Origin of the sequence: Pseudoduganella violacea (assembly GCF_014191875.1) — a bacterium.
Classification (GTDB): domain Bacteria; phylum Pseudomonadota; class Gammaproteobacteria; order Burkholderiales; family Burkholderiaceae_D; genus Rugamonas; species Rugamonas violacea_A.
Window position 1 is genome coordinate 241,486 of record NZ_JACHXD010000001.1, and the last position, 13,989, is coordinate 255,474.

Below are 13,989 nucleotides of genomic sequence, written 5' to 3' on the forward strand. Positions count from 1 at the left end.
ATCGCCCCAAGTTGCCGGAAATTGCACGGAATTAATCTGATCTTAAGGTAATTTCACTGAACCAGACGAAACGTCAGATTAATCCGCGGACCGTGGGCGCGGCTGGACTTATTGATGCCATGACGCCAATAATGCTGCAACGCACCAGCCATCAGCAACAGGCTGCCATCGGTCAAATCGAGTTTCAGGTCGAGCGGCCGCTGCTTGTGCTTGAGGATGAAACGGCGCGTGGCGCCCAGGCTGAAGGAAGCGATGGCGGGATTGCGGCCCAGCTCGGGTTCATCGTCGCTGTGGAAGCCCATGCTGTCGCGCTCGTCGCGGTAGTAGTTGAGCAGCACGCTGTTGAAGCGGCAGCCGCTGGCGGCCTCGACGGCGGCCTTGATTTCCAGCAGCAGGGGCGTAAATGGCAGCGGATGGAAGGTCTTGCCCGAATAGGTGTAGCTGGCTTCGCCATACCAGGCGCTCAGGCGCGGCTGAGCCTGCTCCTTGCCGAAGACGATGATGGTTTCCACGCGCCATGCGATGTCCTCCTGCAGACGCCGCATCAACTCGGCGTTTGGGTAGGGCAGCTTCAGCTGCTGTAAAAAGCGCAGTTCGCCATCCTCGACCGGGATGGGCTGCATCGCATCGTCATCGGCGGCAAACAGGTCCATAGGGCTTATGATAGCGAAATCTGCTTCTTCGCCCAAAATCATGAAAAAACGCCATTTCCTCGGCGCTTTGGCTGCGGCCGGCGCCCTCCCCGTCTTGCACGCCGCGCCCGCCGCCGGCAAAACCGCGCCGCGTGGCCCTGCCCTGCTGACCGTCACCGGCGCCATCGCCCAGGCCAACCGCGGCCGCTTCGACCCGGTGGCCGACCAGATGATGCACAAGCAAAAGCTGAGCTTCGACAAGGCCTATGTCTTCGACTTCGCCGCCATCATGGCGCTGCCGGCCCAGACCATCCGCCCGACGCTGGAATATGACGGCAAGGCGCATACCCTGCGCGGTCCGCTGCTGCTGGACGTGCTGAAAACGGCCGGCGCCACGCTGAACGAGGGCGGCAAGCTGGTGCTGCGGGCGGTGGATGGCTATGCGGTCAGCCTGCCGGTGGCGCAGGCGCGCGCGCAGCGCTTCATCGTCGCCACCCATCTGGATGGCGCGGCGATGGCGCTCGGCGGTCTTGGCCCGCTGTGGGCGCTGTACGACGCCGACCGCGTGCCGGAGATGGCGGCCAAGCCCGTGGCCGAGCGTTTTCCGCTCTGCCCGTGGGCGCTGTACCATATTGAAGTGCAGGCCTAGGCCTGCGGCGGAAACTTAGGCGTAGGCTTCGGCCAGGGTCATCACGCGCGGCGCGATGGCGATGCCGATGTCGCCGAACAGCTTGGTGATGGCGGCCATATTCGCTTCGCATTCCTCGGCTTTCCAGCCCTTGAACAGGTCGGTACCGTCTTTCTGGAAGTGCAGGTCGAGCACCTTGCCGCGGTCTTTGTGCACATAGCCGGAGCTGTGGGTGTTTTGGAAGCCGAGGGCGGCCAGCGCCTCCAGCACCGCGGTGGGCGGATTATCCGGATCGGTTGCCATGTAGACACCGTAAGTCTTGCCTGGCGGCTTGGCGGCGATATCGACTTCGTAAATGCCCGGCGCCTTGGTCACGGTCGTGGATTTCAAAAATAACATGGCTATCCCCTGTTCGGCGCCGGTTCGCAACGCCGATGATGAATTCTTAGACACACGATCGCAGAGCGACCGCAAGTAACCTAGCTTATTGCTTCCGAGCCATTTTGTCGATGCAAACGACGATTTTTTTGCTCTACCACAACGCTTTTCGCCGTAGAGACAAGCCGGCCTGCTACTGAAATATACTTTCGCATCAATAATTTGCAAGCCGGCTTCGCTAGCGTGCGCAACACCATGCGCGGCAATATTGTCCAGGGCGAAACGCTGCGCGCTCAGCCCCGGGCTTCAGCCCTGGACCTTGCGCGCCGCCAGCGCCACGGTGGGACCGACCAAGGCCTGGTACAGCTCGCCGGTGGCGCCATCCCACGCCGCCACTGCCTGCCGCTGGCGTTCGACGGTAGCGAAGTCACCGCGCGCGATCGGGCCGCTGAGCGCGGGCGCGGCCCCCATGCGGAACACATTGTTCAAGGTTTCGCTGGCCAGGGGCCGGGCCAGCTCGCGCGCCACGTCCTCGGCAATGCCGGCCGCCTGGTAGGCGCGCAGGGCGGCGTCCAACACCGTCACCAGGTAGTTGCTGGCGAAGACGGCCGCCGCGTGGTACACGGTCTTGGCGGCGGCATCGATGGCGACCGGGCGGCCGCCGATGGCTTGCAGCGCCGGATCGAGCACGGCCAACGCGCGCGCATCGCCCTCCACGCCGCAAAAGGTGCCGGCGAAATGGGCGGCCACGGCGGCGGGATCGGCAAAGCTGCGGATCGGGTGCACGCTGGCAGTGTAAGCGCCCGCTTCGCTGGCGGCCTGCAGCCGGTCGGACGCCAGCGCGCCGCTGCAATGGAAGACCACGGCGCCCGCCAGCGGCACGGCCGCCGCCAGCGCCGCGCAGGCGGGCAGGATCTGGTCGTCGCTGACGGCCAGCAGATACACATCGGCCGGACGCAGCTGGGCGTACTCATGCAGGGCGCGGCCGGCGCCGATGAAGTGCGCCGCCTGGCGCGCCGATTGCGGCGAGCGCGTCAGCACGTCCTGCACGCTGAACTGGCCGGCCAGCAGGCGGCCCAGGGCGCGGCCCACATGGCCGCCGCCGATGATGGATAAGGTGGGCATCAGAAGCTGGAGCCGGGCTGGCGCAGGAATTCCTGCTCTTCCGGCGTGGAAGTGCGGCCGAGAATGGCATTGCGGTGCGGGAAACGGCCGAAGCGGCGGATCACGTCGAAATGCCGCTTGGCGTAATCGAGCGGCACTTCAAAGCCCGGCACGGCGGCGCTCAGCATATCGAACAGGTCGACCGAGCGCATTTGCAGCGAGAGGTTTTCCGCGTGCTCGAACGGCAGGTAGGCGAAGAAGCGCTGCACCGGCGGCAAGGTCTGGTTGGCGCCGGAATCGTCCAGGGCCTTGGCCGCCTCCAGCGCCAGCGCATCGCCGGCAAAGGCCTTGGGCGTGCCGCGATAGGCGTTGCGCGTCATCTGGTCCAGCACGATGATGCGCGCCAGCGTGCCTTGCGTACCCTCGTCATCCCACTGGCGCAGGCCGCCGCTGATGGCTTCCTCGATCAGGGCGCCGAAGTGCAGGCGGATGCCGGCGTCGAAGACCGGATCCTGGGTAAACCATTCCTGGCGCTGCGCATTGTGGCCTTTGACGCCGATGGGCAGGAACCAGAAATCCAGTATGTCTTGCGAAGTGATGATCACACGCGTCTCCTTCAGTTGCGGGCATGGGTCAGCTGGAAACCGTCGATGCCCTCGAAATGCGCCAGTTCGGCCGCCAGCTGCGACAGCGGCGAGCCGCTGCGCTTGCTGAGGGCCAGCGCCACGAAACGCCACTCCTGCATGCCGCGGTCCAGGCCGATGGTCAGCGAGCCGCCGGCGATTTCATAGCCGCGTTCCAGCGCCACCTTGCGCAAGGCGTCTTCGCGCGGCTCGAAACCGGGTTTGAAGCGCATGGTGATCGCAATCGCGTGGCGCGAAGGCAGCCAGGCCTCCAGCTTGGACAGGAAAATCATCGACATCGCGCACAGGAAGGCCAGTCCCATGGCCGAGGCGTAAAAGCCCACGCCCACCAGCACGCCGATCACCGAGGAGGCCCAGATCGAGGCGGCCGTCGTAAGGCCGCTGATATTGAAACCTTCCCGCATGATGACGCCCGCGCCGAGGAAACCGATGCCGGTGACGATGCCCTGGATGACGCGGGTGGGATCGACGCCCAGCATCTCGGTCATATGGCCGCCGAACCAGTGCGCCGGATAGCCGCCGATCACGGTCAGGGCGGCCGACGCCATGCACACCAGACCATAGGTGCGCATGCCGGCCGCCCGGCCATGATAGGAACGCTCATAGCCGACCAGCAGGCCAAGCAGCAGCGCGCCGAGCAAATTCAACAGAATCACGCCATTGGTCGCCAGCTCCCCGGTGGACCAATAGGCGCGCAAAAATTCAATGGAGGGCATCTTCGCCTCTTCTCCTGGTTAGTCGGCCTTCTTCTTGCCGAGCTGTTTTTCAAACTCGACATCGAGCTTGCTGACGCGCTTGGGTTTCTGCGGTCCCTGGGCGTTGAGGAAGGCGACGAAATCGTCGAGTTCCATCGGGGCGCACAGCGGCGGCTTGCCCGCACCTTCGCTCAGGAAGAAATGACCGTTGCCGGTGCGCGTCATCGAATAGGCGGCATTGCCGCTGCGTTCTTTCAGCCGCGCCAACGCATTGGCGGCCCTGGTGGAACGGGCGCCGCTCATATGGCCACCGTCCTTTCTTCCAGCCAGGCCAGGGCCGCGCCGCCCACATGGGGGCTGAGGCGAGCGCGCACGGTGGCGTGGTAATCGTTCAGCCATTGGACCTCGTCGGCGCGCAGCAAGGCCTTGTCGACGCAGCGCGTGTCGATCGGGCACAGGGTCAGCGTCTCGAACGCGAGGAAGGGGCCGAAGCCATGGTCGCCCGCCAGACGGTTGAGCACCAGGTTCTCGATGCGGATGCCCCATTTGCCGGGGCGGTAGATGCCCGGCTCGATCGAGGTGATCATGCCCGGCTCCATGGCGGTATGCGCTTCCGGCATGGCGGACGGCGAAATCGATTGCGGACCTTCATGCACATTCATGAAGTAGCCCACGCCGTGGCCGGTGCCGTGGCCAAAGTCGACGCCCTCGGCCCAGATTGGGGCGCGCGCAATGGCGTCCAGCATGGGCGACTTGGTGCCGCGCGGGAAGCGCGTCACGGACAGGGCCATCATGCCTTTCAGGACCAGGGTAAAGTCGCGTTTGTGCTCGGCCGTGATGCGGCCGACCGCGATCACGCGCGTGATGTCGGTGGTGCCGCCCACGTACTGGCCGCCGGAATCGATCAGCAGCAGGCCATCGCCTTCGATGACGGCGCTGCCTTCCACCGGTGCGCGGTAGTGCATGATGGCGCCGTTGGCCTTGAAGCCGGCAATGGTGCCGAAGCTCGGGCTGACGAAGCCGGGGCGGCGCGAACGCGCGGCCGTGATGCGGGTGCCGATTTCGTACTCGGTCAATGGCGCGCGTTGGGGATTGGCCAGGGTCTGTTCCAGTTCGCTGAAGAATTCGCACAGCGCGGCGCCATCCTGTTCCATGGTGTCGCGCACGTGGAAGGCTTCGGCCTCGGTCTTTTTCGATTTGGCGAAGGTGGTCGGGTTGATGGCTTCCACCACGTTCACCGAGGACGGCACGGCCTGGCGCGTGCCGCTGGTGATGCGGCGCGGATCGAGCAGCAGGGTGCTGCCCGGCGGCAGCGCGGCCAGCGCGGCATTCGCGGCGGCATAGGGCGCCAGCACGACCTTGTCCTGCGCCAGGATGGCAGCCAGCTCGGACGGCACCTTGCCCTCGGCCACGAACAGCGTGGCCTGGTCGGCGCCGATCAGGGCGTGGGACAGGAAGATCGGGTTGTAGTTGACGTCCGAACCGCGCAGATTGAACAGGTAGGCGATATCGTCCAGCGTCGAGATGACGTGGTGCTGGGCGCCCAGGCGCGCCATCTCGGCGCGCAGCTCGGCCAGTTTGGCGGCGCGCGGCGTGACGGCATATGGCGGCAGGTGTTCATACACAGGGGCATCCGGCAGGGCAGGACGGTCCTGCCACACCTCGTTCAGCAGATCGAGGTCGGTGCGCAGGTCCACGCCCTTCGCTTGCAACGCCTGCTGCAGCAGGCGGGCAATGGACAGGCCCAGCACTGCGCCATCCACGGCCACGGTCTGGCCGCGCTGCAGGGTGGCGGCCAGCCAGTCCACATACTGCACGCTGGCGCCCGAAGAAATCTTCATCAGCTGCACGCCGGTGCCGGCCAGCTCGGATTCGGCCTGGGTCCAGTAGCGGCCATCGGTCCACACCCCGGCGAAATCGGCGGTGATGATGAAGGTGCCGACCGAACCGGTGAAGTTCGACAGCCATTCGCGGCCCTGCCAGCGCGGCGGCAGATACTCGGACAAATGCGGATCGGCGGAGGGCACCATCAGGGCATCGATGCGGTGCGCGCGCATCGCCTGGCGCAGCGAGGCAAGCCGGCCGGCGATCGTGGAATTTTCTGGATTTTGCATGAGCTTCGTCGAATTCTTATCAGGCGCGCCACTGCGGCGCGGCATGGCTCTATGATACAGCGATCTCCCCAGCGCTGGGGCGCAGAGTCCGGCAGGCTTGCCAACGCATCCATCTATGACGCAGAACAAGGTGACGTCATTCTTGTTTTAATCCCCGTAGCTTATAAACTACACTGGGAGCATGCTTAAATTGCTCCGTTACCGCCGCAACGATGGCCGCGAACCCTTTACCGAATGGCTGAGCAGCCTGCGGGACAAGGTCGCTCAAGCTCGCATCCGTATCAGATTGCGGCAGCTTGAAACAGGCAATTTCGGCGACGCCGCCTCAGTTGGAGAAGGCGTAATGGAGCTGCGCATTCATCTTGGCGCCGGGTATCGGGTCTATTTTGCTCAACATGGAAAAACCATCGTCATCCTTCTGTGCGGCGGCGATAAAAGTAGTCAAAGCACAGATATACGGCGCGCCAAAGAATACTGGCTCGATTGGAAAGGTCGGGAACATGGATAAAGGAAGCAGTGCCGTTTCGCATACCGAACGGGAAATCGAGGAATTGCGCGCCGACCGGGAGCTGGCAACCGAATACCTGAAAGCCGCCATGGAGTCATTGGACGATCCCAATGAGAGGGCGGCGGGCCTGCTGGCACTGCGTACCGTCGCCGAAGCCTACGGCGGGCTGGGCGCAGTGGCGGCAGAAGCTGGCATCAGCCGCGAAGCACTGTATCGTGCCTTGTCCCCCAGGGGGAATCCAACATTACGCATCCTGCTGGCCGTGCTGAAGGCGGTCGGGATGCGTCTCTCTGTCGAATCCAGCGAGACTTGGGTAGAACAAGATAAGCGGGCAGCGCAAAGCGCGGGCTGATTAAGCCTCGAAGCGGCGCAGGCCGTCGAGGTCGAGGATGCGGATGCCGCCATAGTCGACCCGGAGCAGGCCTTGTCTTTCGAGCAGCTGCAAGGCCTGGTTGGCACGCTGGCGCGAGGCGCCAGACAGCAGGCCGACTTCTTCCTGCGAGATCTGCAACAGCGGTTCGCTGCCGGGATATAAATGCGAATGGAACAGCGAGGCGAGGCAGCGCGCCACGCGGGTGTCGGGGTCGAGCAGGCGTTCGCTTTCGACCAGGCCGATGAACTGGCCCAGGCGCTCGTTCAGTTGCATCAGCAGGAAGCGCGTGAACGGCAGGCTGGTTTCCAGCAGCCAGAGGAAAGTCTCGGCCGGCATGCGCGCGATGCGGCTGTCGCGCAGGGCCATGGCGTCGTATTTGCGGCGCTCATCTTTCAGCAGCGAGCCTTCGCCGAACCAGCCGCCGGGCGGCACGCCGGTGAAGGTCACGCTTTTGCCGGACGGCGAAAAATTATTCATCTTGACCATGCCGCTCAGGATGCCCACCCAATTGTCCACCACCTCGCCCTTGTGGCACACATAGCCGCCTTTCGGCACGAACACTTCGAAGGTGGTCGCTTCCACGCGCGCCATCTGCTCGGGCGTCAGGGTCTTGGCCCAGATTGCCGCGTGCAGCGCTTCCTTCAGGGTCGGTTGTTTAGTTTCCATTGTTGCGACGCACCATCAAAAGTCCGCGAATTGTCTCCGAAAAGACAACATGTCCCAAAAACGCACGTTAATATCATCACACAAGAAAAGTGCTGATCAGAACCATTATAAGCGCCCCCAAGAGAGGGCTAAGGAGACACTGGTGCAGACTGAATTACACACTTTCCCGCGCCGCCTGCTTCAGCACGGGAAGGACCGCCCGCTCAAGCCGGCGTTCCGCGAGAAGTACCTCGGCATCTGGCAGACCTGGAACTGGGCGCAGGTGAACGAGGAAGTGCGCGCCCTGGCCTGCGGGCTGGCCGCGCAGGGCTTCCAGCGCGGCATGAACCTGGCGATCATCGGCGACAACCGTCCGCGCCTGTACTGGGCCATGCTGGCGGCACAGTGCCTGGGCGGCGTGCCGGTTCCGCTGTATCAGGACGCGCCGGCCGCCGATATGGCTTTCGTGCTGGAGAACGCGGAAATCCGCTACGCCGTGGTGGAAGACCAGGAGCAGGTGGACAAGCTGCTGGAGCTGAAAGCGAGCTGCCCGGACATCGCTCACATCGCATACGAAGACGAACGCGGCATGCGCAACTACATGCAGCCGGAGCTGACCTCCTTCGCCAAGCTTCAGGAACTGGGCCGCGCTTACGACAAGGCCAATCCCGGCTTCTACGAAGCGGCCATCGCCGCCGGCCAGGAATTCGACAACGCCATCATCCTCTACACCTCGGGCACCACCGGCAAGCCGAAAGGCGTGTGCCAGACCCATTCCGCGCTGATCGCGGCCGCCACCGGCGGCATCGGCTTCGACAACCTGAAAGACAGCGAAGACATCCTGTCCTACCTGCCCATGGCCTGGGTCGGCGACTGCCTGTTTTCACTGGCGCAGGCCATGGTGGCCGGCTTCACCGTCAACTGCCCGGAATCGAGCGACACGGTGATGACCGATATGCGTGAAATCGGCCCCACCTACTATTTCGCGCCGCCGCGCATCTTCGAAAACATGCTGACCCAGGTGATGATACGCATGGAAGACGCCGGCACGCTGAAGCGCAAGATGTTCCAGCACTATATGGACGTGGCGCGCCGCTGCGGCGCCGACATCCTGGACGGCAAGGACGTGCCCCTGTCCGACCGCATTGCCTACGCCCTGGGCGACCTGCTGGTGTATGGCCCGCTGAAAAACGTGCTGGGCCTGTCGCGCGTGCGCGTGGCCTACACGGCGGGCGCCGCCATCGGCCCCGACCTGTTCCGCTTCTACCGCTCGATCGGCATCAACCTGAAACAGTTCTACGGCTCGACCGAGACCTGCGCCTATATCTGCCTGCAACCGGACGGCAAGATCAAGTTCGACAGCGTGGGCCTGCCCGCGCCCGGCGTGGAAGTGAAGCTGGCCGCCAACGGCGAGGTTCTGGTGAAATCGCCGACGCTGATGGACTGCTACTACAAGCGTCCCGACGCCACCAGCGAAGCCATCGACGAGCAAGGCTATTTCCACACCGGCGATGCGGGCCTGTTCGACAGCGAAGGCCATCTGAAAATCATCGACCGCGCGGCCGACGTGGGCAAGCTGAATGGCGGCGCCATGTTCGCGCCCAACTATATCGAGAACAAGCTGAAGTTCTTCCCCTTCATCAAGGAGGCTGTGGCTTTCGGCAACCAGCGCGACCAAGTCACGGCCTTCATCAATATCGATATGGAGGCGGTGGGCAACTGGGCTGAGCGGCGCAATATCGCCTACTCGGGCTACACCGACCTGGCGGCCCATGCGCAAACCTATGAGCTGATCAAGGAGTGCATCGAAAAGGTCAACGCCGACCTGGCCAGCGAGGCGCTGATGGGCGACACCCAGGTGCACCGCTTCCTCGTGCTGCACAAGGAACTGGATCCGGACGACGATGAGCTGACCCGTACCCGCAAAGTGCGCCGCAAATTCGTCGCCGAAAAATACGCGGTGCTGATCGACGCGCTCTACAGCGGCAAGGCCGTGCAACATATCGAAACCCAGGTGAAATTCGAGGATGGCCGCAGCGGCATGATCGCCGCCGACCTGCAAATCCAGGACAGCAAAACCTTTCCCGTCATCGGGAAGGCCGCAGCATGATCGAGGAACCCACCATGATAATGAATGAACCCGACATGCACTTCGGCTCAGCGCGCAAGACCGGCCCGGTGATACTCGATCTGCAGAATATCTCGCTGTCCTTCGGTGGCGTGAAAGCGCTGACCAATATCTCCTTCGACGTGCGCCAGCATGAAATCCGCGCCATCATCGGCCCCAATGGCGCGGGCAAAAGCTCGATGCTGAATGTGATCAATGGTGTGTACCGCCCGCAGCAGGGCGAGATCATCTATCGCGGCCAGCACCGCAAAAATATGGATTGCTACCAGGCCGCCAAATCCGGCATCGCGCGCACCTTCCAGAACATCGCCCTGTTCAAGGGCATGACGGTGCTGGACAACATCATGACCGGCCGTAACCTGAAGATGAAATCCAACTTCCTGCTGCAAGCCCTGTACTGGGGACCGGCGCGGCGCGAGGAGATCGAACACCGTAAAAAGGCCGAAGCCATCATCGACTTCCTGGAAATCCAGCATATCCGCAAAACGCCGGTCGGCCGCCTGCCCTACGGCCTGCAAAAGCGCGTGGAGCTGGGCCGCGCCCTGGCGGCCGAACCGGAAATCCTGCTGCTGGACGAACCGATGGCCGGCATGAACGTGGAAGAAAAACAGGATATGTGCCGCTTCATCCTCGACGTGAACGACCAGTTCGGCACCACCATCGTGCTGATCGAGCACGATATGGGCGTGGTGATGGATATCTCGGACCGCGTGGTGGTGCTTGACTACGGCAAGAAGATTGGCGACGGCACGCCCGACGAGGTGCGCGGCAATCAGGATGTGATCAACGCCTATCTCGGCAGCCACTAGGAGCAAGTAATGAATATCAGTTTCTTCTTCGAGGTGCTGATCGGCGGCCTGCTGTCCGGCGTGATGTACGCGCTGGTGGCGATCGGCTTTGTGCTGATCTACAAGGCATCCGGCGTCTTCAATTTCGCCCAGGGCGCCATGGTCTTCTTCGCCGCGCTGACCTGCGTCGGCATCATGGATAAATTCGGCCTCTCGCTATGGCTGGCGATTCCGGCCACCATGGTCGCCATGATTATTCTGGGGCTGGCCATCGAGCGCGTGGTGCTGCGGCCCCTGGTGAACCAGCCCGAGATCGCGCTGTTCATGGCCACCATCGGCCTGGCTTTCTTCATCGAAGGCCTGGCCCAGCTGCTGTGGGGTTCTCAAGTGCACAAGCTGGAACTGCCGATCGAGGACGTGCCGCTGCAATACCTGCTGGATAACTTCAACATCATCGTGTCCCAGTTCGACGTGATCGCCGCCGCCATCTGCGGCGTGATGGTGATCGTGCTGGCCCTGCTGTTCGCCAAAACCAAGGTGGGACGCGCCCTGCGCGCCGTGGCCGACGACCACCAGGCCGCGCTGGCCGTGGGCATTCCGCTGCAGCGCATCTGGGCCGTGCTGTGGGCCGTGGCCGGGCTGGTGGCGATGGTGGCGGGCCTGCTGTGGGGCGCGCGCAATGGCGTGCAGTTCGCGCTGACCTTCATCGCGCTGAAGGCGCTGCCGGTGCTGATCCTGGGCGGCTTCACCTCGGTGCCGGGCGCCATCGTGGGCGGCCTGATTATCGGCGCTTCGGAAAAACTGGCCGAGGTGTATATCGGCCCGCTGGTGGGCGGCGGCATCGAAGGCTGGTTCCCGTATGTGCTGGCCCTGCTGTTCCTGCTGGTCCGGCCCGAAGGCCTGTTCGGCGAAAAAATCATCCGCAGGATTTGAGAGGATCGCACCATGTTCTACCGTGAAGCAGGACAATTCAAGACCAGCTACGAAACGGACGGCCAGATCCTGCCCATCCGCCAGGACCGCATCGCCCTGTTCGCGACGCTGGCCGTGGCGCTGCTGGCGCTGCCGCTGATTTCCTCGCCCTATATGCTGTCGGCGATCCTCATCCCCTTCCTGATCTTTGCGCTGGCCGCGCTGGGGCTGAACATCCTGACCGGCTATGCCGGACAGCTCTCGCTCGGCACGGCCGCCTTCATGGCGGTGGGCGCCTTCGCCTCGTACAACTTCATGGCGCGCCTGCCCGGCATTCCGGTGCTGCTGGCCTTCGCGCTGGGTGGCCTGTGCGCGGCCATGGTGGGCATCGCCTTCGGCCTGCCTTCGCTGCGCATCCGCGGCTTCTACCTGGCCGCGTCCACGCTGGCGACCCAGTTCTTCGTGGTCTGGTGCCTGACCAAGATTCCCTGGCTGACCGGCCACAGCTCGTCCGGCGTGATCACCGCGCAGAAAATGGAAATCCTCGGCTATGCCTTCGATACGCCGGCACGCAAATATGTGCTGGTGCTGGGCGTGGTCGCCTTCATGGCCCTGCTGGCGAAGAACATGCTGCGCTCGAACGTGGGCCGCTCCTGGATGGCGGTGCGCGATATGGATGTGGCGGCCGAAGTGATCGGTTTCCGCCTGATGCGCACCAAATTGCTGGCCTTCGCTGTCAGCTCCTTCTACTGCGGCGTAGCGGGCGCGCTGTATGCGTTCGCCTATCTGGGCACGGTGGAACCGGAAGCGTACAACCTCGACCTTTCCTTCCGCATCCTGTTCATGATCATCATCGGCGGCGTCGGTTCGATTCTCGGCTCCTTCCTCGGCGCGGCCTTCATCGTGCTGTTGCCGGTGTTCCTGAACATCCTGGCGCATGGCCTGGCCCTGCCCACCAGCGTGGCATCGAATCTGGAGCTGATGACCTTCGGCGCCCTGATCATTTTCTTCCTGATCGTGGAACCCCACGGTCTGGCGCGTTTATGGCAAATCGGTAAAGAAAAACTGCGCCTGTGGCCTTTCCCCCACTGAGCAGCGGATAAAAACCATTGAGGAGACACAAATGAAAAAAGCCCTGAAAACCCTGGCCCTGAGCGTCGCCCTGATCGGCAGCTTCGCCTCCGCACAAGCCCAGGTCACGGAGCAGTTCGTGGCCCTGCCGTCCTACCGCGTCGGCCCTTATGCGGCGGGCGGTTCCGGCTTCTATGGCGGCATCATCGATTACTTCAACCTGGTCAACGCCAACGGCGGCATCAATGGCGTGAAGGTCAGCTGGGAAGAATGCGAAACCGAATACAACCCTTCGCGCGGCGTGGAATGCTATGAGCGCCTGAAAACCAAGAACGGCGGCGCCACCATGGTCGAGCCGCTGTCCACCGGCATCGCCTACGGCATCCTGGACCGCATCCCGCAGGACAAGGTACCGATGACGACCCTGGGCTATGGCCGCTCCGACGCGGCCAACGGCAAGGTCTTCCCCTACGTCTTCCCGCTGATCTCCGACTATTGGAGCCAGGCGGCCGCCATGATCAAGTATCTGGGCGATAAGGACGGCGGCGTGGCCAAGCTCAAAGGCAAGAAGATCGTGCACCTGTACCACGACTCGGCCTTCGGCAAGGAACCCTTGCCGGTGCTGGAGGCGTTGGCCGCCCAGCATGGCTTTGAGCTGATCAAGATTCCCGTCGCGCCGCCGGGCAGCGAACAGCAGTCGCAGTGGCTGCAGATCCGCCAGGCGAAACCGGACCATGTGATCCTGTGGGGCTGGGGCGTGATGAATTCCGTTGCCATCAAGACCGCGCAGCGCAACGGCTTCCCGCGCGAGAAAATCCTCGGCGTGTGGTGGGCCGGTTCGGAAGAGGACACCGTGCCGTCGGGCGACGCCGCCAAGGGCTATACCGCGATGTCCTTCAACACGCCGGGCAACTACCCGGTGCTGGACGAGATCCGCAAGAAAATCTACAGCGGCGGCAAGGGCAATCTGGCCGACCAGTCGCGCATCGGCTCCGTGTACCACATGCGCGGCGTGACGGCCGGCATTCTGTTCGTGGAAGCCATGCGCACCGCGCAGGATAAATTCGGCAAGGGCAAGCCAGTGACTGGCGAGCAGCTGCGCTGGGGTCTGGAGAACCTGAACATCGACGAGGCGCGCCAGAAAGCCATCGGCGCGCTGAATATGTTCCCACCGGTGAAAACCTCCTGCGACGACCACGAAGGTTCGGGCGCGGTCAAAGTGCAGCAGTGGGATGGCAAGAAGTGGAACGCCATCACGCCGAACTGGATCGTGGGCGACAAGGCGCTGGTGCGCAAGCTGGTGGAGGAATCCTCCAACAAGTACGCGGCGGAAAAGAAAATCACGCCAGCCTGCATGAAATAAAGCGGA

Annotated in this window: 16 protein-coding genes; 8 read left to right on the forward strand and 8 right to left on the reverse strand. The window is 63.3% G+C overall.

Annotated elements, in window-relative coordinates:
* Window positions 1-53: 53 nt before the first annotated feature.
* Window positions 54-653: an alpha-ketoglutarate-dependent dioxygenase AlkB family protein gene (locus tag FHS03_RS01050; RefSeq protein ID WP_183439177.1), complete on the reverse strand. Its 600-nt coding sequence runs from the start codon at window positions 651-653 to the stop codon at window positions 54-56.
* A 40-nt stretch (window positions 654-693) separates the two neighbouring features.
* Between FHS03_RS01050 and FHS03_RS01055 the strand changes: the two genes are divergently transcribed.
* Complete coding sequence (locus FHS03_RS01055) at window positions 694-1,281, forward strand: putative pterin-binding protein (RefSeq protein WP_183439178.1); 588 nt, start codon at window positions 694-696, stop codon at window positions 1,279-1,281.
* 15 nt (window positions 1,282-1,296) lie between these two features.
* On the opposite strand, the gene FHS03_RS01060 is transcribed toward FHS03_RS01055, so the two are convergent.
* From FHS03_RS01060 to FHS03_RS01085, 6 genes are all read right to left on the reverse strand, one after another.
* Window positions 1,297-1,659: a hypothetical protein gene (locus FHS03_RS01060; protein WP_050410290.1), complete on the reverse strand. Its 363-nt coding sequence runs from the start codon at window positions 1,657-1,659 to the stop codon at window positions 1,297-1,299.
* Window positions 1,660-1,944: 285 nt separating this feature from the next.
* A complete protein-coding gene (locus FHS03_RS01065) occupies window positions 1,945-2,763 on the reverse strand; it encodes a Rossmann-like and DUF2520 domain-containing protein (protein WP_183439179.1) in 819 nt (272 codons plus the stop codon).
* On the reverse strand, window positions 2,763-3,347 hold the full coding sequence (locus FHS03_RS01070) for a DUF924 family protein (RefSeq protein ID WP_371871561.1): 585 nt from the start codon (window positions 3,345-3,347) through the stop codon (window positions 2,763-2,765). Before FHS03_RS01070 ends, FHS03_RS01065 begins: the two co-directional genes overlap by 1 nt.
* Before the next feature lie 11 nt (window positions 3,348-3,358).
* A complete protein-coding gene (locus tag FHS03_RS01075) occupies window positions 3,359-4,102 on the reverse strand; it encodes an MgtC/SapB family protein (RefSeq protein ID WP_183439180.1) in 744 nt (247 codons plus the stop codon).
* An 18-nt stretch (window positions 4,103-4,120) separates the two neighbouring features.
* On the reverse strand, window positions 4,121-4,384 hold the full coding sequence (locus tag FHS03_RS01080; protein ID WP_183439181.1) for a hypothetical protein: 264 nt from the start codon (window positions 4,382-4,384) through the stop codon (window positions 4,121-4,123).
* Window positions 4,381-6,195: an aminopeptidase P family protein gene (locus FHS03_RS01085; protein ID WP_183439182.1), complete on the reverse strand. Its 1,815-nt coding sequence runs from the start codon at window positions 6,193-6,195 to the stop codon at window positions 4,381-4,383. Before FHS03_RS01085 ends, FHS03_RS01080 begins: the two co-directional genes overlap by 4 nt.
* A 181-nt stretch (window positions 6,196-6,376) precedes the next feature.
* Here FHS03_RS01085 and FHS03_RS01090 point away from each other — a divergent pair, with 181 nt between their 5' ends.
* Together FHS03_RS01090 and FHS03_RS01095 are read left to right on the forward strand one after the other, a co-directional pair.
* A complete protein-coding gene (locus tag FHS03_RS01090) occupies window positions 6,377-6,703 on the forward strand; it encodes a type II toxin-antitoxin system RelE/ParE family toxin (protein ID WP_183439183.1) in 327 nt (108 codons plus the stop codon).
* Window positions 6,696-7,055, forward strand: coding sequence for an addiction module antidote protein (locus FHS03_RS01095; protein WP_183439184.1), 360 nt, complete (start codon window positions 6,696-6,698; stop codon window positions 7,053-7,055). Before FHS03_RS01090 ends, FHS03_RS01095 begins: the two co-directional genes overlap by 8 nt.
* On the opposite strand, the gene FHS03_RS01100 is transcribed toward FHS03_RS01095, so the two are convergent.
* On the reverse strand, window positions 7,056-7,742 hold the full coding sequence (locus FHS03_RS01100; protein WP_183439185.1) for a Crp/Fnr family transcriptional regulator: 687 nt from the start codon (window positions 7,740-7,742) through the stop codon (window positions 7,056-7,058).
* Window positions 7,743-7,881: 139 nt separating this feature from the next.
* Here FHS03_RS01100 and FHS03_RS01105 point away from each other — a divergent pair, with 139 nt between their 5' ends.
* From FHS03_RS01105 to FHS03_RS01125, 5 genes are read left to right on the forward strand one after another with little or no spacing between them, the layout of a single operon-like run.
* On the forward strand, window positions 7,882-9,831 hold the full coding sequence (locus tag FHS03_RS01105; RefSeq protein ID WP_229426032.1) for an AMP-dependent synthetase/ligase: 1,950 nt from the start codon (window positions 7,882-7,884) through the stop codon (window positions 9,829-9,831).
* Between the two features lie 14 nt (window positions 9,832-9,845).
* Window positions 9,846-10,658 (forward strand): ABC transporter ATP-binding protein, encoded by an 813-nt coding sequence (locus tag FHS03_RS01110; protein ID WP_183439187.1) that lies wholly within the window; start codon window positions 9,846-9,848, stop codon window positions 10,656-10,658.
* A 15-nt stretch (window positions 10,659-10,673) separates the two neighbouring features.
* On the forward strand, window positions 10,674-11,570 hold the full coding sequence (locus tag FHS03_RS01115) for a branched-chain amino acid ABC transporter permease (RefSeq protein ID WP_183439555.1): 897 nt from the start codon (window positions 10,674-10,676) through the stop codon (window positions 11,568-11,570).
* A 12-nt stretch (window positions 11,571-11,582) separates the two neighbouring features.
* Window positions 11,583-12,641, forward strand: a complete 1,059-nt coding sequence (locus FHS03_RS01120; RefSeq protein WP_183439188.1) for a branched-chain amino acid ABC transporter permease — start codon at window positions 11,583-11,585, stop codon at window positions 12,639-12,641.
* Between the two features lie 31 nt (window positions 12,642-12,672).
* A complete protein-coding gene (locus FHS03_RS01125; protein WP_183439189.1) occupies window positions 12,673-13,983 on the forward strand; it encodes an ABC transporter substrate-binding protein in 1,311 nt (436 codons plus the stop codon).
* Window positions 13,984-13,989 lie beyond the last annotated feature (6 nt).